This window comes from Castellaniella denitrificans (genome assembly GCF_042653765.1).
Taxonomy (GTDB): domain Bacteria; phylum Pseudomonadota; class Gammaproteobacteria; order Burkholderiales; family Burkholderiaceae_B; genus Castellaniella; species Castellaniella denitrificans.
In genome coordinates this window covers 475,886-499,579 of the sequence record NZ_JBHSEZ010000028.1, presented here as the reverse complement: position 1 = coordinate 499,579, position 23,694 = coordinate 475,886, and the positions used below count along the sequence as shown (strand labels likewise).

Sequence of the window (23,694 nt, the reverse complement as noted above, 5' to 3'; positions counted from 1 at the left end):
GCTAGAAGAAGCCGGCCGCGACGCGCCGGGTGCGCGCGTCCAGGTCGAGGATCTCGGCCAGGGAGGACGGGGTCCGCGTCCCGTGCGCCACGGAATCGTCCAGGCAATGCTCGATGATGGAAGGGATCTGGGTGTAGCGGATGCGCCCGCGCAGGAAGCCGTCCACCGCGACCTCGTTGGCCGCGTTGAGCGCGATGCAGGCGCCCTGCCCCTGGCCCAGCGCGTCGAAGGACAGCCGCAGGCAGGGGAAACGCGCCAGGTCCGGGGTTTCGAAATCCAGGCGCCCCAGGCGGGCGAGTTCCAGCAGGCCGACGCCGCCGTCGATGCGTTCCGGATAGCCCAGGCCGTAGGCGATGGGCGTGCGCATGTCGGGCTGGCCCAGTTGGGCCAGGATGGAGCCGTCCAGGTATTCGACCATGGAATGCACCACGCTCTGGGGGTGGACCACGACCTGGATGCGCTCCATCGGCATGGAGAACAGCCAGTGGGCCTCGATGACTTCCAGCCCCTTGTTCAGCATGGTGGCCGAATCCACGGAGATCTTGCGGCCCATGCGCCAGTTGGGATGCGCGCAGGCCTGGTCCGGGGTGACCGCGTCCAGCTGGTCCAGCGCGGTGCGGCGGAACGGCCCGCCGGAGGCCGTGAGCAGCAGGCGGCGCACGCCCTCGGCCGGGCTGGCCGGCGCGCGCGCCCGGTCGGCCGACTGGGGCAGGCATTGGAAGATGGCGTTGTGCTCGCTGTCGATGGGCAGCAGCTCGGCGCCGGATTCACGCACGGCCCGCATGAACAGGCTGCCCGCCGCCACCAGCGCTTCCTTGTTGGCCAGCAGGACCCGCTTGCCGGCCCGCGCCGCCGCCAGCGCGCCGGGCAGCCCGGCGGCGCCCACGATGGCGGCCATGACGGCGGTGACCTCGGGGTCGGCCGCGGTGTCGGCCAGGGCCTGGGCGCCCTGGCGGATTTCCGGCAGGGGCCGGCCGGCCGGCCAGGCGGCCACGAAACGCGCCCGCGCGGCGTCGTCGGGGACGATCACCACACGCGCCGCGTGCCGCGCCGCCTGTTCCGCCAGCGACTCGATCCGGCTGTGCGCGCTCAGGGCGTGGACGGAGAACCGGTCCGGATGGCGCGCCACCACGTCCAGCGTGCTCACGCCGATGGAGCCGGTCGAGCCGAGGATGCAGAGGCGTTGCTGGACGGACATGGTGTCGGAACCCGTGGATGCGGAGGAATGAAGGAGGGCCGGATCAGAACCCGGCCATCAGCAGCAGCGCGGCGGCCGGCGCCACCGGCAGCACCGCGTCGATGCGGTCGTACACGCCGCCGTGGCCCGGCAGCAGCTGGCTGGAATCCTTGACCCCGGCGCGGCGCTTGAGCAGCGACTCGAACAGGTCGCCGACGATGGACCAGGCCGCCAGTGCCACGCCGGCCAGGACCAGGCCCGCCCAGCCGATGCGCGCCAGCAGCAGCGCCCCGAAGCTGTCCGGCCACCACAGGGCCGTGGCGACCAGCCACGCGGTGGCCGCCAGGATACCGCCGGCCGCGCCTTCGAGCGTCTTGCCGGGGCTGACGCGCGGCGCGAGCTTGTGGCGCCCCAGGCTGCGGCCGGTGAAATAGGCGGCGATGTCGGCGGCCCAGATCAGCGCCCACAGGCTGATCAGCGCCGCCGCGCCGTGGCGCAGGAAGACCCAGGCCAGCGCGTACCAGGTCGCGGCCAGGACCAGGAACCCGGCCAGGGCCAGCACGCCGGGCCGGCAGGCGGCCGGCACCCGGGCGCGCGCCACCGCGGCGGGGGCGACGGTCAGCCAGAACAGCACCGCCAGCGGCAGCAGGAAGGATCCGAAGGCGGTTTCCAGGGCCGGCTGGCCGTCGGCCAGCAGGCGCGACATCGGCACCAGCGCCAGGACCGCCAGGATCGCTCCGCCCCAGCGCGCGGCGGCGCCATCCTGCACCAGCCTCAGCCATTCCCACAGCGCGCAGCCGGTCATCAGGCCCAGCAGGGCCAGCATCGGCCAGGGCGTGGGGGCGGTCACGGCGGCCCCCACGATCAGCAGCAGGACGATGGCGGTGAGGATGCGCTGGCGCAGCATGAAGGATTCCTGTCAGGGCCTGTTTGCACTATTCAAGGCGTCACGCAGCTGGGCGCTGGTGCGGCCGAAGCGCCGTTCGCGGCCCCGGTACCACTCGAAGGCCTGGTCGAGCTGCGCGGCGTCGAAGTCCGGCCACCAGCAGTCGGTGAAATACAGTTCAGTATAGGCCAGCTGCCAGATCATGAAATTGGAAATGCGCTGCTCCCCGCCGGTGCGGATGAACAGGTCGGGCTCGGGCGCGTAGGCCATGGCCAGCCAGGGCGTCAGGGCGGCCTCGTCCAGGGCCTCGGGGTGGGCGGCGAGATCAGGCCGGTCGGCCAGCAGGGCCCTGGCGGCCTGCAGGATGTCCCAGCGGCCGCCGTAGTTGGCGGCGATGGTCAGCGTCAGGGCCGACTGCCCGGCGGTGCGCCGCTCGGCGGCCTCGATCAGGCCGCGCAGGTGCGGGTCGAAGGCCGACAGGTCGCCCACCACGCGCAGGCGCACGCCCTGGGCTTCCAGGCGGTCGACTTCTTTTTCCAGGGTGCGCACGAACAGGCGCATCAGCAGGGAGACTTCCTGGGCCGGCCGGCGCCAGTTCTCGGAGCTGAAGGCGAACAGCGTCAGGTAGCGCACGCCCCGATGGCCGCAGGCCTCGACGATGCGGCGCACGGCCTGGACGCCGCGCACGTGCCCCGCGGTGCGGGGCAGCATCCGCCGGGTCGCCCAGCGGCCATTGCCATCCATGATGATGGCGACATGCCGGGGCACGTCCCCGGTCTCGGGAATGGCCAGCGTGGAAGAAAGCGTGTCGGTCATACGCCGGAGCGTCGCGCGGCTGGCGGCTAGACCGTCATGATCTCGGCTTCTTTCTGGGTGACGAGCTTGTCGATTTCGGCCACGTAGCGGTCGGTGAGCTTTTGCACTTCGTCCTGGCCGCGGCGGTCCTCGTCTTCCGAGATTTCCTTGTCCTTGAGCAGCTTCTTCAGGGTCTCGTTGGCCTCGCGGCGCAGATTGCGCACCGCGACCTTGGCGTCCTCGCCCTCGCCCCGCACGACCTTGGTCAGGTCGCGGCGGCGCTCTTCCGTCAGGGCCGGCATCGGCACGCGGATGTTGTCGCCCATGGCGATGGGGTTCAGCCCCAGGTCGGATTCGCGGATGGCCTTCTCGACCGGACCCGCCATCGTCTTTTCCCAGACCTGCACGCTGAGGGTGCGGGCGTCGATCACGGTCACGTTGGCGACCTGGCCCACCGGCACGGGGGAGCCGTAGTATTCGACGTGCACGTGATCCAGGATGCCGGCGTGGGCGCGGCCCGTGCGGATCTTGGCCAGGCTGGCTTTCAGGGCTTCGATGGATTTGCCCATGCGCTCGTCGGCCGAGCGGCGAATGTCGGAAAGGCTCATGAGGATTCCTATACCTGAACCAGGGTGCCTTCGTCCTCGCCGCAGACGACGCGCCGGAGGGCTCCCGGTTTGTTGATCGAAAAGACCTTGATCGGCAGTTTCTGGTCGCGGCACAGCGCGAAGGCCGTGGCGTCCATGACTTCGAGGCGGCGCACGATGGCTTCGTCGAAGCTGATGCGCGAGTAGCGCGTGGCGTTGGGGTCCTTGTTGGGGTCGGCGCTGTAGATGCCGTCGACCTTGGTGGCCTTGAGCACGACTTCGGCGCCGATCTCGGCCCCGCGCAGCGCGGCGGCCGTGTCGGTGGTGAAGAAGGGATTGCCGGTGCCGGCCGCGAAGACGACGACCTTGCCTTCTTCGAGGTAGCGCAGGGCCTTGGGACGGATGTAGCGCTCGACGACCTGGTCGATGTTCAGGGCCGACTGCACCCGGGTGTCGACGCCGTGGTTCTTCAGGGCGTCCTGCAGCGCCAGGCCGTTCATGACGGTGGCCAGCATGCCCATGTAGTCGGCCGTGGCCCGGTCCATGCCCTGGGCGCCCGGCGCCACGCCGCGGAAGATGTTGCCCCCGCCGATCACCACGGCCAGTTGCACCCCGAGGGACACGACGCCGTGGATCTCCTCGGTCATGCGAAGTATGGTCGCGCGGTTGATGCCGAAGGCATCGCCGCCCATCAGAGCCTCACCCGAGAGTTTCAGGAGAACGCGCTTGTAGGCAGGAGTGGACATGCAGGATTCCTGGATGGATAAATGATCGAAGCATAAAACGGTACGGATGCCGGGATGCGGCTCCCGGACGCGGATGCGAACAGGCATCGCGCGTCCGGCGCGATGCCATCGTACCTGAAATCGAAATCGGCCGGAATCAGGAACCGCTGGCGGCGGCGGCGACTTCCGCGGCGAAGTCCTCGGACTTCTTCTCGATGCCTTCGCCCACCACGAACAGCGCGTAGCGGTTGATGCGGGCGCCCTTTTCCTTGAGCATCTGCTCGACGGTCTGCTTGTCGTTCTTGACGAAGGGCTGCGACAGCAGCGTGACTTCTTTCAGGAACTTCTGCACGGAGCCTTCGACCATCTTGGCGACGATTTCGGCCGGCTTGCCGGATTCGGCGGCCTTCTGTTCGGCCACGGAGCGTTCGGCGGCGATCAGGGCGGGATCCACGCCGTCCGCGCTCAGGGCGCGGGGCTTGGTCGCGGCGATGTGCATGGCCAGGTCCTTGCCGACTTCCTCGGCGCCGGCGAAGTCCACCAGCACGCCGATGCGTCCGCCGTGCACGTAGCTGTTCAGGCCATCCACGGTGTCGAAGCGCTGGAAGCGGCGCACCGACATGTTTTCGCCGATCTTGCCCACCAGCGCGGCGCGCACGGATTCGACGGTGCCGTCACCCATGGCGCAGGCGTTCAGGGCGGCCAGGTCGGCCGGATTGCGTTCGGCGGCGATGCGGGCCAGGTCGTTGACGAAGGCGATGAAATCGTCGTTCTTGGCGACGAAGTCGGTTTCGCAGTTGACTTCGACCAGCGCGCCGCTCTTGCCGTCGGCGGCGATGTGCAGGCCGACCAGGCCTTCGGCCGTGATGCGGCTGGCGGCCTTGGAGGCCTTGCTGCCCAGCTTGACGCGCAGCAGTTCCTCGGCGCGGGCCAGGTCGCCCTCGGCCTCGGTCAGGGCCTTCTTGCATTCCATCATGGGCGCGTCGGTCTTTTCGCGCAGTTCCTTGACCATGGCGGCGGTGATTTGAGCCATTATGTTCTCTCCTGTTCAATCAATGCGCGCGCCGACGGGCGGCGCGCGACGAGTCCGCCGCCCGTCGGCGGCGGCCGTGACGGCGGAAGGCAGGAAGTTATTCCTGATCCTGATCCTGCTCGACCTCGATGAATTCCTCGCCTTCGGCCAGTTCCTCGACCAGGCCGTTGAGGCTCTGTTCGCGGCCGGCCAGCACGGCGTCGGCCATGCCGCGGGCGTACAGGGCGATGGCCTTGGAGGAGTCGTCGTTGCCCGGGATGACGTGATCGATGCCTTCGGGCGAGTGGTTGGTGTCGACCACGCCGACCACCGGGATGCCCAGGGTGCGGGCTTCGGCCACGGCGATCTTGTGGTAGCCCACGTCGATCACGAACAGCGCGTCGGGCAGCGTGTTCATGTCCTTGATGCCGCCGATGGACTTGTTGAGCTTGTCCATTTCGCGCGCGAACATGAGCGCTTCCTTCTTGCTCATGTGCTCGGTGGCGCCTTCGGCCTGCTGGGCTTCCATGTCCTTCAGGCGCTTGATCGAGGTCTTGACCGTCTTGAAGTTGGTCATCATGCCGCCCAGCCAGCGGCTGTCGACGTAGGGCATGCCGCAGCGCTGGGCTTCGGCGGCGATCAACTCACGAGCGGAGCGCTTGGTGCCGACGAACAGCACGTTGCCGCCGCGCGCGGCGACCTGGCGCACGAACTGGCTGGCTTCCAGGTATTTTTCAACCGTGCGTTCCAGGTTGACGATGTGGATCTTGTTGCGCTGGCCGAAGATGTATTCGGCCATCTTCGGGTTCCAGTAACGGGTCTGGTGGCCAAAATGCACACCGGCTTCCAGCATTTCGCGCATGAGCGACATGAAAATTCTCCGAGAGGGTTTGGTCTTGTACCTGGCCAGTATCCGGGACTAACATGAGCGAAGGCTGAATCTTCAAACAACCGCGTTGCATTCAGAACGCATTGCTTTTCGAACATTCTGCATCGCCATGCAAGCCGCGCACCCTTGGGCGGCCAGGCACGCTATTTACAGCTAAGCCTATAATTCTACTATTCATCTCGTCCACACAGCAAGCACCCTCATGAGCCAAGTCATCACCGACCCCCACGAACTCGACCAGATGCGCGCCGCCTGCCAGGCCGCCGCCAGCGTACTGGACTACCTCGAACCGCACGTGCGCGCCGGGGTCACGACGGGGGAACTCGACCGCCTGTGCATGGACTACATCACCAACACGCTGCAGGTGAAGTCGGCCACCGTGGGCTACGCGCCCCCGGGCTATCCGCCCTTCCCCGCCTCCATCTGCACCTCGGTCAACCACGTCATCTGCCACGGCATCCCCGGCGACAAGGTCCTGAAGAACGGCGACATCATGAACATCGACGTCACCATCATCAAGGACGGCTGGTTCGGCGACACCAGCCGCATGTACTGCGTGGGCGAGCCCCCGATCCTGGCCCGGCGCCTGATCGACACCACCTACGAATGCATGTGGCTGGGCATCGAGCAGGTCCGCCCGGGCGCCACCTTGGGCGACATCGGCCACGCCATCCAGAAGCACGCCGAGGGCGCGGGCTTTTCCGTGGTGCGCGAATACTGCGGCCACGGCGTCGGGCGGCGCTTCCACCAGGATCCCCAGGTGCTGCACTACGGCAAGCCCGGCACGGGCGTGCGCCTGGAACCCGGCATGATCTTCACGATCGAGCCCATGATCAACGCCGGCCGCCGCGAAATCCGTACCCTGGCCGACCAGTGGACGGTCGTCACGCGCGACCACAGCCTCTCGGCCCAGTGGGAACACAGCATCCTGGTGACCGACGACGGCTACGAGGTGCTGACGGTGTCGCCCGGCATGCCGGCGCCCCCCGCCTTTGCCAAGGATGGGGCTGGACGCGGGACAGTCCTTGCGGACTGCCCCACGCCTGCCGAATCCGAGCGGCATGCAGGCCGCGAGGTGGGGAGCGCGTAGGCGCCAGAGGGCGCCATGAACCAGAAGAGCGCCGACGCGCACCGCCCCGTCCTGGCCGAACTGCGCGCCCGGATGCAGGCGCGCCGGGACGAGGCCATCCAGGCCTGGCGCGCGCACCTGCGGCCCGACACGCTGCTGTCCGCCCTGCGGCGCATCGCCGACGACACGCTGCGCGGCCTGCTGAAGATCCACCCGCTGCCGGCGGGCGCCTGCGCGGCCGCCGTCGGGGGCTACGGGCGGGGCGAGCTCTATCCCGGCTCGGACCTAGACATCCTGATCCTGCTCGAACGCGCCCCGGACGCCGCCGCACGCGAACGCATCGAGGCCCTGGTCGCCGCCCTGTGGGACATCGGGCTGGAACCGGGCCTGAGCGTGCGCACCCTGGAGCAATGCCGGCACGAGGCCGCCGCCGACATCACCGTCCAGACCTCCCTGCTGGAGGCCCGCTGGCTGGCCGGCGGCCGGGCGCTGTTCCAGCGCTTCCGCGAGCGCATGCGGCAGGACCTGAATCCCCGGGATTTCTACCTGGCCAAGCGCACCGAAATGCAGCAGCGCCACGCGCGCCACCAGGACACGCCCTATGCGCTGGAGCCCAATTGCAAGGAAGCCCCCGGCGGCCTGCGCGACCTGCAGGTGCTGCTGTGGCTGGCGCGCGCGGCCGGCCTGGGCACGACCTGGAGCGCGGTGGCGCGCACCGACCTGCTGACCTCGGCCGAGTTCCGCGCCCTGCGGCGGGCGGAACTGGCCTTCAAGCGCCTGCGCATCGAGCTGCACCTGCTGGCCGGACGCCGCGAGGACCGCGTGCTGTTCGACCTGCAGCCGCGCCTGGCGCGGGTCTACGGTTTCGTCGACCAGCCGCACCGGCGCGCCGGCGAACTACTGATGCAGCGCTACTACTGGGCCGCCCGCGTGGTCTGCCAGGTCAACCGGCTGCTGATGCTGGCGCTGGAGGAACGCCTGTTTCCCCGCCCGCAGGACGAGACGGTCGCCCTCGACGAGGATTTCTGCATCCGCCGCGAACGGCTGGCCCTGGTCCGCGAGGATGCCTTCGAGCGCGCGCCCAGCCTGCTGCTGAAGGTGTTCCTGGTCACGCAGCAGCATCCGGAACTGCAGGGCATGGCGGCCGGGACCCTGCGCGCCATGTGGCACGCCCGCCACCGCATCGACCGGGCGTTCCGCGACGACCCGGCCAACCGCCGCCTGTTCCTGCAGATCCTGCGCCAGCCGCGCGGCATCGTCCACGCGCTGCGCGACATGACGATGTGGAACATCCTGCCGCGCTACCTGCCCGCGTTCCGGCGCATCGTCGGCCAGATGCAGCACGATCTGTTCCACGCCTACACCGTGGACCAGCACATCCTGATGGTGATCCGCAACCTGCGCCGCTTCACCATGCCGGAGCACGCCCAGGAATATCCGCTCGCCAGCCAGCTGATCGCCGACCTGGACGATCACTGGCTGCTGTACGTGGCGGCCCTGTTCCACGACATCGCCAAGGGACGCGGCGGCGACCATTCGCAGCTGGGCGCCGCCGAGGTGCGCCGCTTCGCCCGCCGCCACGAGCTGCCGCGCGAGTCCGTCGATCTGCTGGACTTCCTGGTGCGCGAGCACCTGACCCTGTCCCAGGTGGCCCAGAAGCGCGACCTGAGCGACCCCCGGGTGATCCACGAATTCGCCGCCCGGGTCGGATCCCGGCGCCGGCTGGCCGCCCTGTACCTGCTGACGGTGGCCGACATCCGCGGCACCAGCCCCAAGGTCTGGAACACCTGGAAGGGCAAGCTGCTGGAGGACCTGTACCACCGCACGCTCGCCGCCCTCGGGGGCGAGCAGCCCGATACCCGGACCATCCTGGCCTTGCGCAAGGACGCCGCCGCCGCCGAAATCCGCCGGATGGGGCTGCGCGACGACAGCCGCGAAGCCTTCTGGTCGCAGCTGGACGTGGCCTATTTCCTGCGCCACGACGCCAACGAGATCGCCTGGCACACGCGGCACCTGTACCATTGCTTCCAGGGACCGGATCCGGTCGTGCGCGCCCGCGTCCTGGGCCAGAGCGAGGCCCTGCAGATCCTGGCCTACGCGCCCGACCGGCCGGACCTGTTCATGGACATCTGCACCTATTTCGACCGCCACGGCCTGAGCATCCAGGACGCCCGCATCCACACCACGCGCCAGGGCTGGGCGCTGGACAGCTTCATCGTGCTGCTGTCCGAGCACGACCGGGACTTCCGCTCCTGCGCCGCCCTGATCGAGCACGAGCTGCGCGCCGCGCTGAACGGCGGCCCGGCCGCGCGCCGGGACGCCACGGCGCCGCATCCCGGATCGCGCCGTTCCCGGGCCTTTCCGATCATGCCCAGCGTCACGCTGCAGCCCGACGAACAGGGCGGCAACTGGCGGCTGTCGGTCACGGCGGCCGACCGCGTCGGCCTGCTGCACGACCTGGCCCGGGTGTTCGCCCGCCACGACGTCGGCCTGAGAATGGCCAAGATCATGACCCTGGGCGACCGCGTGGAGGACATCTTCGTCCTCGACGGCCCCGGCCTGGAGCATCCCCGCGGCCAGATGCAGTTCGAACGCCAGGTGCTGGAAGCGCTGGGCGCGGCGGCCGACACATCCCTTTCCTTCCCTTCGACGAACCCGACCTCGACTTCGCCATGACCCTGACCCGCTCCGACCGTCTCCTGCGCCTCGTCGCCCTGCTGTGCCTGGCCGCCGTGGGCGTCGCCCTGATCTCGCAATACGCGTTCGACATGAAGCCCTGCGCCTGGTGCGTGCTGCAGCGCCTGATCCTGCTGGCCATCGCCGCCGTCTGCGGGCTGGCGAGCATGGGCTGGGGGTCCGTCCTCGTGCGCCGCATCGGCGCGGCCCTGGCCGCCGTCCTGGCGGCGAGCGGCATCGTGGCCGCCTGGTACCAGCACAGCGTGGCCTCGCAGATGCTGTCCTGCGCCCAGACCTTCGCCGACCGCTTCATCTCGGCCTCGGGGCTGGACGCCGCCCTGCCCTGGCTGTTCGGCATCTACGCGAGCTGCATGGACGCCCGCGTCGACCTGCTGGGCGTGGAATACGCGCTGTGGGGATTGATGCTGTTCATCGTCTGCGCCGTGCTGGCGCTGGCCGCGTTGCGACGCGCCGCCCGGACCTGAACCCCGGGCGGTACTGCGGCTCTCCACCTCGCGGCTTGCAGGCCGCCCGGATTCGATCCGCGCGGGACAGTCCGCAGGGACCGTCCCGTGTCAGCTCTCGTCCTCGGCCGCCGCCATGGCGCCGGAGCGCTGCGGCAGGCCCCGGGTGCGGCTGAGGCGCTCCAGGTAGGCGTCGTCGATGTCGCCGGTGACGTAGCGGCCGTTGAAGCAGGACGACTCGAAGGACCGCATGGCCGGGTTCAGGTCGCGCAGGGATTGCTCCAGGTCGTCCAGGTCCTGGTAGACCAGGCCGTCGGCGCCGATCTCGCGGGCGATCTGCGCCTCGTCCCGCCCCGTGGCGATCAGTTCGGCCTGGGTCGGCATGTCGATGCCGTAGACGTTCGGATAGCGGACCGCCGGCGCCGCCGAGGCGAAGAAGACCTTGTTCGCGCCCGCCGCCCGGGCCATGTCGACGATTTCGCGGCTGGTGGTGCCGCGCACGATGGAGTCGTCGACCAGCAGGACGTTCTTGCCGCGGAATTCCATGTCGATGGCGCTCAGCTTCTGGCGCACGGATTTCTTGCGTACGGCCTGGCCGGGCATGATGAAGGTGCGGCCCACGTAGCGGTTCTTGATGAAGCCCTCGCGGTAGTTCAGGCCCAGGCGCGCGGCCAGCTGCATGGCCGACGGCCGCGAGGAATCGGGGATCGGCATGACCACGTCCACGTCGCCCAGGCGCAGCGACTTGGCGACCTTGTCCGCCAGGTATTCGCCCATGTGCAGGCGCGCGTCGTAGATCGAGACCCCGTCCATCACGGAGTCCGGCCGGGCGAAATAGACATACTCGAAGACACAGGGCGTGTGTTCCAGTCCGGGATCGGCGCAGGCCTCGGCGCTCAGTTCACCGTCCTCGGTGATCACGACGGCCTCGCCGGGCGCGATGTCGCGCACCAGGGAAAAGCCGCTGCCGGTCAGCGCCACGGATTCGGAGGCCAGCATCCATTCGGGACCGGATTCCGTGTCGTGGCGGCCCAGGCACAGGGGCCGGATGCCGTGCGGATCGCGGAAGGCCACCAGGCCGAAGCTGCTGATGCTGGCGATGACGGCATAGGCGCCCTTGGCGCGCCGGTGCACCGCGCGCACGGCCTGGAACACGGCGTGCGCGTCCAAGGTGACCCCGTCGGACGCCTGCTGCAGTTCGTGGGCGAAGACGTTGAGCAGGACTTCGGAATCGGAATTGGTGTTGATATGGCGCCGGTCGTGCTTGAACAGGGACTCGCGCAGTTCGCGCCAGTTGGTCAGGTTGCCGTTGTGCACGAAGGTGATGCCGAACGGCGCGTTCACGTAGAAAGGCTGGGCCTCGTCGACGCTGGCGCTGGAGCCCGCCGTGGGGTAGCGCACCTGCCCCACCCCGCTGTTGCCCGGCAGCGCCCGCATGTTGCGCGTGCGGAACACGTCGCGCACCAGGCCGTGGGCCTTGTGCATGCTGAAGAACTGGTCGTGCGCGGTGGCGATGCCGGCCGCGTCCTGGCCCCGGTGCTGCAGCAGCAGCAGGCTGTCATAGATCAGTTGATTGACGGGGCCGCGCCCCATCACACCTACGATTCCGCACATAAGGATGAATTCCGGCTAATAGGGAAGCAGTTCCGCCACCTGGGTCGGCAGCAGCGATTTGACCTGTTGGAAGCCCCGGACGGCGGCGGCGGAGGTGCGCGCGTCGCGCCACCAGGGCTCCTGGGGGAGCTGAGTGTAGCCCGCCAGGCCCACCAGGGCCAGGACCAGCACCACGCCGCGTACCGCGCCGAACACCGCGCCCAGGCCGTGATCGGCCGGCGTCAGGCCGGTGCGGTCCACCAGCGCGCCCAGCGCCATGTTCAGCAGGCCGACCAGCAGGAGCGCCACGATGAAGACCGCCCCATAGGCGGCCAGTGTGCGCAGCAGGCCGTTGTCGATCAGACCCAGCAGCCAGTCGGACGCCGCCGGCCCCCACCAGATGGCGGCCACGAAGGCGGCGACGTAGGCGACCAGCGACAGGACTTCGCGCAGGAAGCCGCGCAGCAGGCCGATCAGGGCCGAGACGGCCACGACGGCCAGGACGAAGTAGTCGAAGCTGGTCACTTGCCGGAGATCAGGCCGTTCTGGTAGCCCAGGGCCCGCAGCCGGGCCTGGGCCGCCTGGGCGGCCTCGTGGGAACCGAAGGGTCCCACCCGCAGCCGGTAGACGGTGCGGCCGTTGGACTGGCCGCGCTCGACGTAGGCGTCGGTGACGCCGGCCTGGCGCAGGCTGTCGCGCCGCGCCTGGGCGTCCTGCTCGGTGGTGTAGGCGGCGACCTGGAGATAGTAACGGCCCCCGCCGGCGGCGGGACGGGCTTCGGACCGGGCGGCGGGCGGCGTCTTGCCGGCCAGCAGGGCCAGGGCGACGGAACCGTCGTCGGTGCGGTCGGCCGGGGCGCGGCTGGCGGGTTTGTCCGCGTTCGGGCGTTCGGCGCTCCGGGCGGGCTCGGCGGGCTTCTCGCGGGGAGGCTCGGGCTGGGTGCGGGCCGGTGGTTCGGCGGGCGCCGGTTCAGGCGCGACGGCGGCGGCCGGCGGCTGGCCCTGGGCGGGCGCCTGGGACGGTTCCGCCGGTTCGGCGGGCTCGGTCCCGGCGGCGGGCGCCGCATCGGCCGGATGATCGTTCTGGACGGCGCCCCCGGCCGCGGCGGTGTCGGGCTGGGCGACGGAAGGATCGGCGGCGGGAGGCAGTCCGGCGACCGGCGCCGGCACCACGATCGGAGCGTGCGTGTCGTCGGGGACGGGTTCGTCGAACAGCCAGGGCACGACGATGAACGCCGCCAGCACCAGCGCCAGGGCGCCGATCAGGCGGCGGCGGGCTTTCACGCGCAGTTCACGGAGCTGGGCCTCGGTTCCCGCGGATCGTGCCGGAGCGCGTTGTCCCGTTTCGGTTCCCTTGCGAAAAAACATCGTGCAGCCAACCCATCAAAAGTGGCGGACCGGCCCCCGGGCCCGATCAGGACAGGACATCCCTGCCTTCGCGGCGCAGGACGTCGAGCACAGGACCGACCGTGGCAAACGATCCGAACACGAGGATTCTATCATTGTCGGTCGCCAGTCTCCTGGCCTCGGCAAAGGCTTGTTCCGGACTGTCAAAAGTGGAAACCTGGACGTCCCGGGCCGCCACGGCGGGCCGGGGCGCGGCCCGCACGCCGGGCTTGTGCCCGCCCGTGGGCCGGGCGATTTCGCTGGTCTGGGCGATGAAGGGATCCACGGGCGCCTGGTCGCCGCAGAGGCGGTGCACGATGGCCGCCAGTTCCTGCGCGGTGGTGCCGCGCGGCCCGCCCAGCGTGGCGCACAGCCAGCGGTCCACCCGCCGCGACAGGCGCGACAGCGTGGTTTCGATGTCCTTGTCGCGCAGCATGCCGACCACCGCGTAGGTATGCGGATAGTGGCCCATGCTGTCCAGGTTCTGGCCCAGCGCCGAGGCCGCGTGCGGATTGTGCCCCACGTCCAGGATGGTGGCGGGCAGGCCGGGCAGGATCTGCATGCGGCCCGGCAGGCTGACGTGCAGCAGGCCCTGGCGCACGTCCTGCTGGGTGACCACCAGGCGGTCGCGCAAGGCCTCCAGGGCCGCCAGGGCCGCCGAGGCGTTCAGCAGCTGGTTGGCGCCGCGCAGGGCGGGATAGCCCAGCGCGTTGCGGCGCTGCGAGCGGCCGCCGTAGGCCCATTGCTGGCGGTCGCCGGAATAGTTGAAGTCGATCCCGACGCGCCACAGGTCGGCGCCGATCGCCATGGCGTGATCGATCACGGTCTGCGGCGGGACGGGATCGGCGCAGATGGCGGGCCTGCCGGGCCGGAAGACATGGGCCTTCTCCAGGCCGATCGCTTCGCGGGTATCGCCCAGGTATTGCATGTGGTCCAGGTCCACGCTGGTCAGGATGGCGCAGTCGGCGTCGATCAGGTTGACCGCGTCCAGCCGGCCGCCCAGGCCGACTTCCAGCACCACGACGTCCAGCCGGGCGGCCTGGAACAGCAGCAGGGCCGCCAGCGTGGTCATCTCGAAATACGTCAGGGTGACGCCGTCCCGGGCGGCCTCGATGCGCTCGAGCTGCGCCACGATGTCCGCGTCGGAGGCCTCCTCGCCGTTGATGCAGATGCGCTCGTTGAAGCGCAGCAGGTGGGGCGAGGTGTATTTGCCGACCTTGTAGCCCGCGGTGAGCAGGATGGATTCCAGCATCGCGCAGGTGGAACCCTTGCCGTTGGTGCCGGCCACGGTGATCTTGACGCAGTCCAGGGACAGGGCCAGGCGGCCGGCCACGGCGCGGATGCGGTCCAGGCCCAGGTCGATGGTTTTCGGATGCAGGGTCTCGAGGTAGGCCAGCCAGTCGGCGAGCGCGGCGCCCTGGGCGGGAGCGGAAAGGGACATGAGTGAGGCTTCGACAATGAAAAACGGCAGGTGCCGATATTAGCACCCGCCGTCCGGTGGCACGCCGGACATCCCTGCCCGGCGTGACGATACTGCTTACTTCTTCCTGGCGGGCGGCACGTCCGTGCAGTGGCCGTCGGCGACTTCGGCGGCCATGCCGACCGACTCGCCCAGCGTCGGGTGCGGGTGGATGGTCTTGCCGATGTCCACGGAATCCGCGCCCATCTCGATGGCCAGGGCGACTTCGCTGATCAGATCGCCCGCGTGGGTGCCGACGATCCCGCCGCCCAGGATGCGGCCGGTTTCCGCGTCGAACAGCAGCTTGGTGAAGCCCTCGTCGCGGCCGTTGGCGATGGCGCGGCCCGAGGCCTGCCAGGGGAACACGCCCTTCTTGACGGCGATGCCGTCCTTCCTGGCCGCTTCCTCGGTCAGACCGACCCAGGCGACCTCGGGATCCGTGTAGGCCACCGAGGGGATCACGCGCGCGTCGAAGAAGGCCTTGTGGCCGGCGATGACCTCGGCGGCCACGTGGGCCTCGTGGACGGCCTTGTGCGCCAGCATGGGCTGGCCCACGATGTCGCCGATGGCGTAGATGTGCGGCACATTGGTGCGCATCTGTTTGTCCACGGCGATGAAGCCCCGGTCGGACACCGCCACGCCGGCATTTTCCGCGCCGATCTTCTTGCCATTGGGCGAACGGCCGACGGCCTGCAGCACCAGGTCGTAGCGCTGGGGTTCCTTGGGAGCGGCTTCGCCCTCGAAGGTGACCCAGATGCCGTCCGCCTTGGCCTCGGCGGCGACCGTCCTGGTGTTGAGCATGACGTGGTCGAAGCGCCTGGCGTTCATCTTGTCCCAGACCTTGACCAGGTCGCGGTCGGCGCCGGTCATGAGGGTGGGCAGCATTTCCACCACGTCCAGGCGGGCGCCCAGCGCGGAATAGACCGTGCCCATTTCCAGGCCGATGATGCCGCCGCCGACGATCAGCATGCGCTTGGGCACCGATTTCAGGGCCAGCGCGCCGGTGGAGTCGACGATGCGCGGATCGTCCGGCAGGAACGGCAGCTTCACCGACTGGCTGCCGGCGGCGATGATGGCCGAGGCGAACTTGACCGTGGCCTGGCCGCCGTCGGCCTTGGCCACCGTCAGGTGGTGCGGATCGGCGAAGGTGCCCACGCCCTGGATGACCGTGACCTTGCGGGCCTTGGCCATGCCGGCCAGGCCGCCGGTGAGCTTGCCCACCACGGAATCCTTGTAGCCGCGCAGCTTGTCCAGGTCGATCGCCGGCTCGCCGAAGGCGATGCCGTGGGCGGCCAGGGACTTGGCCTCTTCCAGCACGCCGACGGTGTGCAGCAGGGCCTTGGACGGGATGCAGCCGACGTTCAGGCAGACCCCGCCCAGGGTGGCGTAGCGTTCCACCAGGACGACCTTCAGGCCCAGGTCGGCGGCGCGGAAGGCGGCCGAGTAGCCGCCGGGACCCGCGCCCAGCACCAGGACGTCGTATTCGCCGTCGGCCGCACCGGAAAACTGCGCGGGCGCCGGAGCCGAAGCCGCCGAAGCCGCGGCCGGGGCGGATGCGGGCGCGGCTGCGGGCGCCGCCTGGGCCGGGGCGGCCGGCGCCGCCGAGGCGGCGCCGTCGTCGGCGGCCTCGATGCGGACCACGGGCGTGCCCTGGGAAACCTTGTCGCCCAGCTTGACGAGGATTTCCTTCACCACCCCGCCCCGCTCGGCCGGGATCTCCATGGAGGCCTTGTCGGATTCCACGGTGATCAGGCTCTGTTCGGCCTGGATGGTGTCGCCCGCCTTGACCAGGATCTCGATGACTTCGACCGAGTCGAAGTCGCCGATGTCGGGGACGTTCAGATCGACGATGCTCATGCCGTCCCCCTTACAGGATGATGCGGCGGAAGTCCGCCAGCAGGCCAGCCAGGTAGGCATTGAAGCGCGCGGCGGCGGCCCCGTCGATCACGCGGTGATCGTAGGACAGCGACAGCGGCAGCATCAGGCGCGGCTGGAAGGCCTTGCCGTCCCACACCGGCTGCATGGTCGAGCGCGACACGCCGAGGATGGCGACTTCGGGCGCGTTGATGATGGGCGTGAAGTCCGTGCCGCCGATTCCGCCCAGGGACGAGATCGAGAAGCAGCCGCCCTGCATCTGCGAGGGCGAGAGCTTGCCCTCGCGGGCCTGGCCGGCGAGCTCGGAGGTTTCCGCCGCCAGTTCCATCACGCCCTTCTTGTCGGCGTCCCGGATCACCGGAACCACCAGGCCGTTGGGCGTGTCGGCCGCGAAGCCGATGTGGAAGTAGTGCTTGAGCACCAGGTTGTCGCCATCCAGCGAGGCGTTGAATTCCGGGAATTTCTTCAGCGCGGCGACCACGGCCTTGATCAGGAAGGCCAGCATGGTGACCTTGGCGCCGGACTTCTTGTTCTCCGCGTTCAGCTGCTGGCGCAGGGCTTCCAGATCGGTGATGTCGGCCACGTCGTTGTTGGTGACGTGCGGGATCATGACCCAGTTGCGGTGCAGGTTGGCGCCGGAGATCTTCTTGATGCGCGACAGCGGCTTGGTCTGGATTTCGCCGAACTTGGCGAAATCGACCTTGGGCCAGCCCAGCACGCTGAAGCCGCCGCCCGCCGGCAGGGTCGAGCCCACGGGGCTGGCGCCGCCGGTGGACAGGGCCTGCTTGACGTAGGCGCGCACATCGTCGGCGACGATGCGGTTCTTGGGACCGCTGCCGGTGACCTGGGCCAGGTTCACGCCCAGTTCGCGGGCGAACTTGCGCACCGAGGGCGAGGCGTGCGGCAGATTGCGCAGCGGCACCTCGGCTTCGGCGAAGGCCGCCGTCGGCGACGTGCGCTCCGGCGCGCTGGAGGCCATGGAAGACGCGGCCGGAGCCGCCGCGGGCGCGGGGGCTTCCGCGACGGGCGTGGGAGCGGGCGCCGCCGCGGGCGCGGGAACCGGCGCGGCGGCAACCGGAGCCGCGGCCTGGGGCGCGCCGCCGGCGGCTTCCACCACCAGGATTTCCGTGCCCTGGGAAACCTTGTCGCCCAGCTTGACCTTCAGTTCCTTGACCACGCCGCCCACCGAGGCCGGGATTTCCATGGAGGCCTTGTCGGACTCCACGGTGATCAGGCTCTGTTCGGGCTGGATGGTGTCGCCCACGGCGACCAGGATCTCGATCACTTCGACCGTGTCGAAGTCGCCGATGTCGGGCACGACCACGGACTGCGCGCCGCCCGAGGCGGCCGGCGCCGGGGCGGGAGCGGCCGCGGGGGCCGGGGCGGCCGCCGCAGCGGACGCGGCCGGGGCGGCGGCGGCAGCGCCGGAGGCCTCGACCTCCAGGATGACCGAGCCTTCGCTGACCTTGTCGCCCAGCTTGACCTTTACCGCCTTGACCACCCCGCCCTGCGAGGCCGGGATCTCCATGGAGGCCTTGTCGGATTCGACCGTGATCAGGCTCTGTTCGGCCTCGATCGCGTCGCCCACGGCCACCAGGATCTCGATGACTTCGACCGTGTCGAAATCGCCGATGTCGGGGACCTTGATTTCCACGATATTGCTCATGTTGTTCGTCCTCCTCAGGCGTGGTGCGGATTGGCCTTCTCGGGATCGATGCCGTACTTGGCGATCGCCTCGGCGCATTTCTTGATGTCGATGGCGCCCTCGTCGGCCAGGCTGCGCAGGGCGGCCAGGACCACGAAGTGGCGGTCGATCTCGAAGTGCTTGCGCAGTTCGGAGCGGAAGTCCGAGCGGCCGAAGCCGTCGGTCCCCAGGACCTTGAGGGGGCGCCCGGCCGGCACGAACGGACGGATCATGTCGCCGTAGGCCTTGATGTAGTCGGTGGAGACGATGATCGGACCCTGGGTGCCCTTGAGCTGGCGGGTGACGTAGGCCTCCCGGGACGGCTCGGTCGGATGCAGCAGGTTGTGGCGCTCGGCATCCAGGCCGTCGCGGCGCAGTTCCGTGAAGCTGGTCACGCTCCAGACGTCCGAGGTCACGCCCCAGTCCTTTTCCAGCAGTTCCTGGGCCGCCAGGACTTCGCGCAGGATCGTGCCCGAGCCCATCAGCTGGACGTGGTGCTTGGCGGGCTTGGCGCTGGACTGGAGCTTGTACATCCCCTTGAGGATGCCTTCCTCGTCCCCGGCCTTCAGGCCCGGCTGGGCGTAGTTCTCGTTCATGACCGTGATGTAGAAGAACACGTCTTCCTGGTCATGCATCATGCGCTGCAGGCCGCTGCGGATGATGACGGCGACCTCGTGGGCGAAGGCCGGATCGTAGGCCACGCAGTTCGGGATCAGGGAAGCCTGGATGTGGCTGTGGCCGTCCTCGTGCTGCAGCCCTTCGCCGTTCAGCGTGGTGCGGCCGGCCGTGCCGCCCAGCACGAAGCCGCGCGCCAGCATGTCGCCCGCCGCCCAGGCGTGGTCGCCGAAGCGCTGGAACCCGAACATCGAGTAATAGATGAAGAACGGGATCATGATGCAGTTGCTGACGGAATACGACGTCGCCGCCGCGATCCACGAGCTGAAGCCGCCGGCCTCGTTGATGCCTTCCTGCAGCAGCTGGCCGTTCTCGGCCTCGCGGTAGTACATCACCTGGCCCTTGTCCACCGGCACGTACTTCTGGCCTTCCGGGGCGTAGATGCCGATCTGGCGGAACAGGCCTTCCATGCCGAAGGTGCGGGACTCGTCCACCAGGATGGGCACCACGCGCGGGGCGAGGTCCTTGTCGCGCAGGATCTGGTTCAGCACCCGCACGAAGGCCTGGGTGGTGGAGATTTCCCGGCCCTCGGCGGTGGGCTCCAGCACGGCCTTGAAGGCCTCCAGGGGAGGCACCGGCAGGGACTGGTCGGCCTTCTGGCGGCGATGCGGCAGGTAGCCGCCCAGCGCCTTGCGGTGCTCGTGCAGGTACTTCATTTCCGGGGAATCCTCCGCCGGCTTGAAGAAGGGGATTTCCTCGAGCTTGTCGTCGGGGATGGGGATGTTGAAGCGGTCGCGGAATTCGCGCACCGAATCGACGTCCAGCTTCTTCTGCTGGTGGGTGGGGTTCTTGGCCTGGCCGACCTGGCCCATGCCGTAGCCCTTGATGGTCTTGGCCAGGATGACCGAAGGCTGGCCCTTGTGGCCGGCCGCGGCGGCGAAGGCCGCGTAGACCTTGTGCGGATCGTGGCCGCCCCGGTTCAGGCGCCAGACGTCTTCGTCGCTCATGCGGCTGACCATCTCCAGCAGCTTCGGATGCTTGCCGAAGAATTTTTCGCGCACGAACTTGCCGTCGTTGGCCTTGTAGGCCTGGTATTCGCCGTCCACGGTCTCTTCCATGACGCGGCGCAGGATGCCTTCCTTGTCGCGGGCGAACAGGGGATCCCAGTAGCCGCCCCAGATCAGCTTGAGCACGTTCCAGCCGTTGCCGCGGAAGGCGCCTTCGAGCTCCTGGATGATCTTGCCGTTGCCGCGCACCGGGCCGTCCAGGCGCTGCAGGTTGCAGTTGACGACGAAGATCAGGTTGTCGAGCTTTTCACGCGAGGCCAGGCCGATGGCGGCCAGGGTTTCGGGTTCGTCGATTTCGCCGTCGCCCACGAAGACCCAGACCTTGCGCTGGGCCGTATCGGCCAGTCCGCGGGCGTGCAGGTATTTCAGGAAACGGGCCTGGTAGATGGCCATCATCGGCCCCAGGCCCATGGACACCGTCGAGAACTGCCAGAAGCCGGGCATGAGCTTCGGGTGCGGATAGGAGGACAGCCCCTTGCCCTTGCCGCCCACTTCCTGGCGGAAATAGTTGAGGTTTTCCTCGGTCAGGCGGCCTTCGAGGAAGGCGCGCGCATACATGCCCGGGGACGAGTGGCCCTGGAAATACACCAGGTCGCCGCCGTGGTCGGGCGATTCGGCGTGCCAGAAGTGGTTCTGGCCGCACTCGATCATGGTCGCCAGCGAGGCGAAGGAAGCGATGTGGCCGCCCAGGCTGCCGCCGTCGGCGGGTTCGACCTTGTTGGCCTTGACCACCATCGCCATGGCGTTCCAGCGGATGTAGGAACGGATGCGTTCCTCGAGCACCATGTTGCCCGGATGCGGCGGCTCCAGCCCCGGGGGGATGGTGTTCACATACGCCGTGTTCAGCGAATAGGGAATGTGGGCGCCGCTGCGGCGGGCCAGGTCGATGAGCCGCTCGATCAGGTAGTGGGCGCGTTCCGCGCCTTCCCGATCGAGCACCGCTTCCAGCGCATCGATCCATTCCTGGGTTTCCTGCTGATCGACATCCGCCGCTGCCGCGTGGACTTGGTCAAGAGAGGACATGGTGTGTGTCTCCTGTGGTGTGGTTCGATGACGCGACCACACATCGCGCCAGCCTGATGAAAAATACCCCCACGCCGCGCCTTCGGCTTGCTGCCCTTCGAGGGGGCCGTTTTTACCTTGGGGCGGCCCGGCGGTAAAAAGCGAGGGAGGTGCGCCAGCGGCCCTGCAACGGAAGCCCCGGACGCGGACGCGCCCCGGGAGCCGGCACTTGCAGCCATTCTAGGAAAGAGCCCGCGCCAGCACAAGCAAAATTTCATTAGATGATATGTATTTTTATTATGTGAAAAATTGAATGGGGTTTTCACGTCTAAAATGGCGCAATCGCGATACCCTCACGCCCATGGCCTCCTCGAATCGCAAGTCTCTGATTCCGACGACGTTCTACGAGCACGCTCGTCACAGCCGACGTCTGTACTGGCTGACGCCGGCGGTCGTGCTCGTGCTCTATCTGTGCGTCATGGGCGCCTTCATCTGGCTGCAGCGCCTGCAGAGCGACAGCGTGATGTTCGTCACCATCGACCAGGAAACCCGCCAGCAGCGGCTGATGATGGTGGTGTTCGCCCTGTCCCTGGTGATCGTGTTCAGCCTGCTGGCGCTGTGGCGCTACACGCGCTTCCGCACCCAGGCCGAGGCCGCCCTGATCGCCGAGACCGGCTTTCGCCGCGCCATGGAAAACTCCATGTCCACGGGCATGCGCGTGTTCGACATGCAGGGGCGCATCGCCTACGTGAATCCGGCCTTCTGCCGCATGATCGGCTGGAACGAGGCCGACCTGATCGGCCGCACCGCCCCCTTCCCCTACTGGCTGCCGGGACGCCACGATCACCACCGCGAAACTCTGGCCCAGCTGCTGTCGGGGCGCACCCCCAGCAGCGGCCTGGAAATCGAGGCCCAGCGGCGCGACGGCTCGCGCTTCACCGCGCGCATGTACGTCTCGCCCCTGCGCGACCCCAAGGGAGAGCAGATCGGCTGGATGACCTCCATGACCGACATCACCGAGCCCAAGCGCATCCGCGAGGCCCTGACCGCCGCGCACGAGCGCTTCATGACCGTGCTCGAAGGGCTGGACGACGCGATCTCCGTCGTGGCCGACACCCCCGAGGGCCTGGAGCTGCTGTTCGCCAACCGCACCTACCGGCGCCTGTTCGGCGCCCAGACCGGCGGCCACGCGGAACTGCTGGGCGGGCGCCTGGGCCGCTTCACCGACGAGACCATGGAACTGTTCTCGGCCACGGCCCAGCGCTGGTTCGAAGTCCACCACCGGATGCTGGCCTGGACCGATTCCCGCCGCGTGCGCCTGCAGGTGGCGCGCGACATCACCGAACGCCGCAAGCACGAGGAAGAATCCCGCGTGCAGCAGGAAAAGGCCCAGCTCACCAGCCGCCTGACCACGATGGGGGAAATGGCCTCGTCCCTGGCGCACGAGCTGAACCAGCCGCTGACGGCCATCAGCAACTACAATATGGCGGCCGTGGCGATGATCAAGTCGGGCAAGGCCTCGACCGAATCCCTGCTCCAGGCCCTCGAAAAGGCCTCCCAGCAGGCCGAGCGCGCCGGCAAGATCATCAGCCGCATCCGCGAATTCGTGAAGCGCAGCGAGCCGCGCCGCCAGGCCGTGGGCCTGGGCCGCATCGTCGAGAACGCCGTCGGCTTCGCCGACATCGACGCCCGCAAGCGCCAGATCGAGATCGTCCAGAACCTGCCCGACCCCATGCCCGAAGTGCTGGCCGATCCCATCCTCATCGAACAGGTGCTGCTGAACCTGCTGAAGAACGGCGTCGAGGCCATGGAACACAGCGAATGCCGCAGCCTGCACGTCCGGATCACCGACCAGCATCCCCAGATCGAAATCGCCGTCATCGACCGCGGCCACGGCCTGCGCAATCCCGAGCGGCTGTTCGAGCCCTTCTACAGCACCAAGTCCGAAGGCCTGGGCATGGGCCTGAACATCTGCCGCACCATCATCGAATCGCACCACGGGCGCCTGTGGGCCAGCCCCAATCCGGAAGGCGGAACGATCTTCCGCTTCACCCTGCCCAAGGCCCCGCCGCATCCCCAGACTACGGCAATCACGGAGGAACAGCACGCATGAGCGATACCCAAATCCCCAGCACCATCTACATCGTCGACGACGACGAGGCGGTCCGCGATTCCCTGCGCTGGCTGCTCGAAGCCAACGGCTACGCCGTGCGCAGCTTCGCCGGCGCCGAGGAATTCCTCGCCGCCTACGATCCCGAGCAGGTCGGCGTCCTGATCGCCGACATCCGCATGCCCGGCATGAGCGGCCTGGAACTGCAGGAAACCCTCATCGCCCGCAAGGCGCCGCTGCCCATCGTCTTCATCACCGGCCACGGGGACGTGCCGATGGCGGTCTCCACCATGAAGAAGGGCGCCGTCGATTTCCTGGAAAAACCCTTCAACGAAGCCGATCTGCGCGCCCTGGTGGCCGGCATGCTGGAACAGGCCCGCGAGCGCGTGCGCGAGGCCCACGCCCAGCGCGACCAGCAGGCCGTGCTCGGCCGGCTGACGGCCCGCGAGCAGCAGGTGCTGGAACGCATCGTGGCCGGCCGCCTGAACAAGCAGATCGCCGGCGACCTGAACATCAGCATCAAGACCGTCGAGGCGCATCGCACCAACATCATGGAAAAGCTCGAGGTCACCACCGTGGCGGATCTGATGAAGATCGCCCTGGCCCGCGCCGAGGAAGCCTGAC

At 68.7% G+C, this 23,694-nt stretch carries 18 protein-coding genes and 1 pseudogene; 5 read left to right on the top strand and 14 right to left on the bottom strand.

Annotated elements, in window-relative coordinates; genetic code table 11:
* Nucleotide 1: 1 nt before the first annotated feature.
* The 7 genes from ACFO27_RS14400 to rpsB all read right to left on the bottom strand — a co-directional run bounded on the left by ACFO27_RS14400 (nucleotide 2) and on the right by rpsB (nucleotide 6,053).
* Nucleotides 2-1,198, bottom strand: coding sequence for a 1-deoxy-D-xylulose-5-phosphate reductoisomerase (locus ACFO27_RS14400; RefSeq protein ID WP_376817940.1), 1,197 nt, complete (start codon nucleotides 1,196-1,198; stop codon nucleotides 2-4).
* A 43-nt stretch (nucleotides 1,199-1,241) separates the two neighbouring features.
* Nucleotides 1,242-2,084 (bottom strand): phosphatidate cytidylyltransferase, encoded by an 843-nt coding sequence (locus tag ACFO27_RS14395; RefSeq protein WP_376817939.1) that lies wholly within the window; start codon nucleotides 2,082-2,084, stop codon nucleotides 1,242-1,244.
* 12 nt (nucleotides 2,085-2,096) lie between these two features.
* On the bottom strand, nucleotides 2,097-2,879 hold the full coding sequence (gene uppS, locus ACFO27_RS14390; protein WP_376817938.1) for a polyprenyl diphosphate synthase: 783 nt from the start codon (nucleotides 2,877-2,879) through the stop codon (nucleotides 2,097-2,099).
* A gap of 26 nt (nucleotides 2,880-2,905) precedes the next feature.
* Nucleotides 2,906-3,466 carry a ribosome recycling factor gene (gene frr, locus ACFO27_RS14385; protein ID WP_323024278.1) on the bottom strand — a complete coding sequence of 187 codons (561 nt, stop codon included), beginning with the start codon at nucleotides 3,464-3,466 and terminating at the stop codon, nucleotides 2,906-2,908.
* 8 nt (nucleotides 3,467-3,474) lie between these two features.
* The gene (gene pyrH / locus ACFO27_RS14380; protein ID WP_323024277.1) at nucleotides 3,475-4,191 is read right to left on the bottom strand and encodes a UMP kinase; all 717 of its coding nucleotides are present in this window, start codon (nucleotides 4,189-4,191) and stop codon (nucleotides 3,475-3,477) included.
* 136 nt (nucleotides 4,192-4,327) lie between these two features.
* Nucleotides 4,328-5,203: a translation elongation factor Ts gene (gene tsf / locus ACFO27_RS14375; protein WP_323024276.1), complete on the bottom strand. Its 876-nt coding sequence runs from the start codon at nucleotides 5,201-5,203 to the stop codon at nucleotides 4,328-4,330.
* Nucleotides 5,204-5,300: 97 nt separating this feature from the next.
* Nucleotides 5,301-6,053, bottom strand: a complete 753-nt coding sequence (gene rpsB, locus ACFO27_RS14370; RefSeq protein ID WP_323024275.1) for a 30S ribosomal protein S2 — start codon at nucleotides 6,051-6,053, stop codon at nucleotides 5,301-5,303.
* A 220-nt stretch (nucleotides 6,054-6,273) separates the two neighbouring features.
* Between rpsB and map the strand changes: the two are divergent.
* From map to ACFO27_RS14355, 3 genes and pseudogenes are all read left to right on the top strand, one after another.
* Nucleotides 6,274-7,065 (top strand): annotated as a pseudogene (gene map, locus ACFO27_RS14365) (type I methionyl aminopeptidase); the annotation flags it as partial.
* A 111-nt stretch (nucleotides 7,066-7,176) separates the two neighbouring features.
* Nucleotides 7,177-9,816 carry a [protein-PII] uridylyltransferase gene (locus ACFO27_RS14360; protein ID WP_376817937.1) on the top strand — a complete coding sequence of 880 codons (2,640 nt, stop codon included), beginning with the start codon at nucleotides 7,177-7,179 and terminating at the stop codon, nucleotides 9,814-9,816.
* Between the two features lie 2 nt (nucleotides 9,817-9,818).
* A complete protein-coding gene (locus ACFO27_RS14355; protein WP_376818069.1) occupies nucleotides 9,819-10,301 on the top strand; it encodes a disulfide bond formation protein B in 483 nt (160 codons plus the stop codon).
* A gap of 90 nt (nucleotides 10,302-10,391) precedes the next feature.
* Here ACFO27_RS14355 and purF read toward each other — a convergent pair whose 3' ends face one another.
* The 7 genes from purF to aceE all read right to left on the bottom strand — a co-directional run bounded on the left by purF (nucleotide 10,392) and on the right by aceE (nucleotide 20,981).
* Entirely contained in the window at nucleotides 10,392-11,894 is a 1,503-nt protein-coding gene (gene purF, locus ACFO27_RS14350; RefSeq protein WP_376817936.1) for an amidophosphoribosyltransferase, read from the bottom strand.
* A gap of 15 nt (nucleotides 11,895-11,909) precedes the next feature.
* Entirely contained in the window at nucleotides 11,910-12,398 is a 489-nt protein-coding gene (locus ACFO27_RS14345) for a CvpA family protein (RefSeq protein ID WP_323024272.1), read from the bottom strand.
* Complete coding sequence (locus tag ACFO27_RS14340; RefSeq protein ID WP_376817935.1) at nucleotides 12,395-13,156, bottom strand: SPOR domain-containing protein; 762 nt, start codon at nucleotides 13,154-13,156, stop codon at nucleotides 12,395-12,397. Before ACFO27_RS14340 ends, ACFO27_RS14345 begins: the two co-directional genes overlap by 4 nt.
* Nucleotides 13,157-13,286: 130 nt before the next feature.
* On the bottom strand, nucleotides 13,287-14,699 hold the full coding sequence (gene folC, locus ACFO27_RS14335; RefSeq protein ID WP_376817934.1) for a bifunctional tetrahydrofolate synthase/dihydrofolate synthase: 1,413 nt from the start codon (nucleotides 14,697-14,699) through the stop codon (nucleotides 13,287-13,289).
* Nucleotides 14,700-14,795: 96 nt separating this feature from the next.
* On the bottom strand, nucleotides 14,796-16,574 hold the full coding sequence (lpdA, locus tag ACFO27_RS14330) for a dihydrolipoyl dehydrogenase (protein ID WP_376817933.1): 1,779 nt from the start codon (nucleotides 16,572-16,574) through the stop codon (nucleotides 14,796-14,798).
* 10 nt (nucleotides 16,575-16,584) lie between these two features.
* Nucleotides 16,585-18,258 carry a dihydrolipoyllysine-residue acetyltransferase gene (aceF, locus tag ACFO27_RS14325; RefSeq protein WP_376817932.1) on the bottom strand — a complete coding sequence of 558 codons (1,674 nt, stop codon included), beginning with the start codon at nucleotides 18,256-18,258 and terminating at the stop codon, nucleotides 16,585-16,587.
* A 14-nt stretch (nucleotides 18,259-18,272) separates the two neighbouring features.
* Nucleotides 18,273-20,981, bottom strand: a complete 2,709-nt coding sequence (gene aceE, locus ACFO27_RS14320; RefSeq protein ID WP_376817931.1) for a pyruvate dehydrogenase (acetyl-transferring), homodimeric type — start codon at nucleotides 20,979-20,981, stop codon at nucleotides 18,273-18,275.
* A gap of 340 nt (nucleotides 20,982-21,321) precedes the next feature.
* Here aceE and ACFO27_RS14315 point away from each other — a divergent pair, with 340 nt between their 5' ends.
* A complete protein-coding gene (locus ACFO27_RS14315; RefSeq protein WP_376817930.1) occupies nucleotides 21,322-23,073 on the top strand; it encodes a PAS domain-containing sensor histidine kinase in 1,752 nt (583 codons plus the stop codon).
* Nucleotides 23,070-23,693, top strand: coding sequence for a response regulator transcription factor (locus tag ACFO27_RS14310; protein WP_376817929.1), 624 nt, complete (start codon nucleotides 23,070-23,072; stop codon nucleotides 23,691-23,693). The genes ACFO27_RS14315 and ACFO27_RS14310 overlap by 4 nt, the downstream gene beginning before the upstream one ends.
* Nucleotide 23,694: the final 1 nt, after the last annotated feature.

Coding starts and splice junctions, on each gene's coding strand:
- aceF (WP_376817932.1), bottom strand. CDS start 18,258: ATGAGCAATATCGTGGAAATCAAGGTCCCCGACATCGGCGATTTCGAC.
- ACFO27_RS14310 (WP_376817929.1), top strand. CDS start 23,070: ATGAGCGATACCCAAATCCCCAGCACCATCTACATCGTCGACGACGAC.
- uppS (WP_376817938.1), bottom strand. CDS start 2,879: ATGACCGACACGCTTTCTTCCACGCTGGCCATTCCCGAGACCGGGGAC.
- ACFO27_RS14395 (WP_376817939.1), bottom strand. CDS start 2,084: ATGCTGCGCCAGCGCATCCTCACCGCCATCGTCCTGCTGCTGATCGTG.
- tsf (WP_323024276.1), bottom strand. CDS start 5,203: ATGGCTCAAATCACCGCCGCCATGGTCAAGGAACTGCGCGAAAAGACC.
- rpsB (WP_323024275.1), bottom strand. CDS start 6,053: ATGTCGCTCATGCGCGAAATGCTGGAAGCCGGTGTGCATTTTGGCCAC.
- folC (WP_376817934.1), bottom strand. CDS start 14,699: ATGTCCCTTTCCGCTCCCGCCCAGGGCGCCGCGCTCGCCGACTGGCTG.
- pyrH (WP_323024277.1), bottom strand. CDS start 4,191: ATGTCCACTCCTGCCTACAAGCGCGTTCTCCTGAAACTCTCGGGTGAG.
- ACFO27_RS14360 (WP_376817937.1), top strand. CDS start 7,177: ATGAACCAGAAGAGCGCCGACGCGCACCGCCCCGTCCTGGCCGAACTG.
- lpdA (WP_376817933.1), bottom strand. CDS start 16,574: ATGAGCATCGTCGATCTGAACGTCCCCGACATCGGCGACTTCGACTCG.
- ACFO27_RS14400 (WP_376817940.1), bottom strand. CDS start 1,198: ATGTCCGTCCAGCAACGCCTCTGCATCCTCGGCTCGACCGGCTCCATC.
- ACFO27_RS14315 (WP_376817930.1), top strand. CDS start 21,322: ATGGCCTCCTCGAATCGCAAGTCTCTGATTCCGACGACGTTCTACGAG.
- frr (WP_323024278.1), bottom strand. CDS start 3,466: ATGAGCCTTTCCGACATTCGCCGCTCGGCCGACGAGCGCATGGGCAAA.
- aceE (WP_376817931.1), bottom strand. CDS start 20,981: ATGTCCTCTCTTGACCAAGTCCACGCGGCAGCGGCGGATGTCGATCAG.
- purF (WP_376817936.1), bottom strand. CDS start 11,894: ATGTGCGGAATCGTAGGTGTGATGGGGCGCGGCCCCGTCAATCAACTG.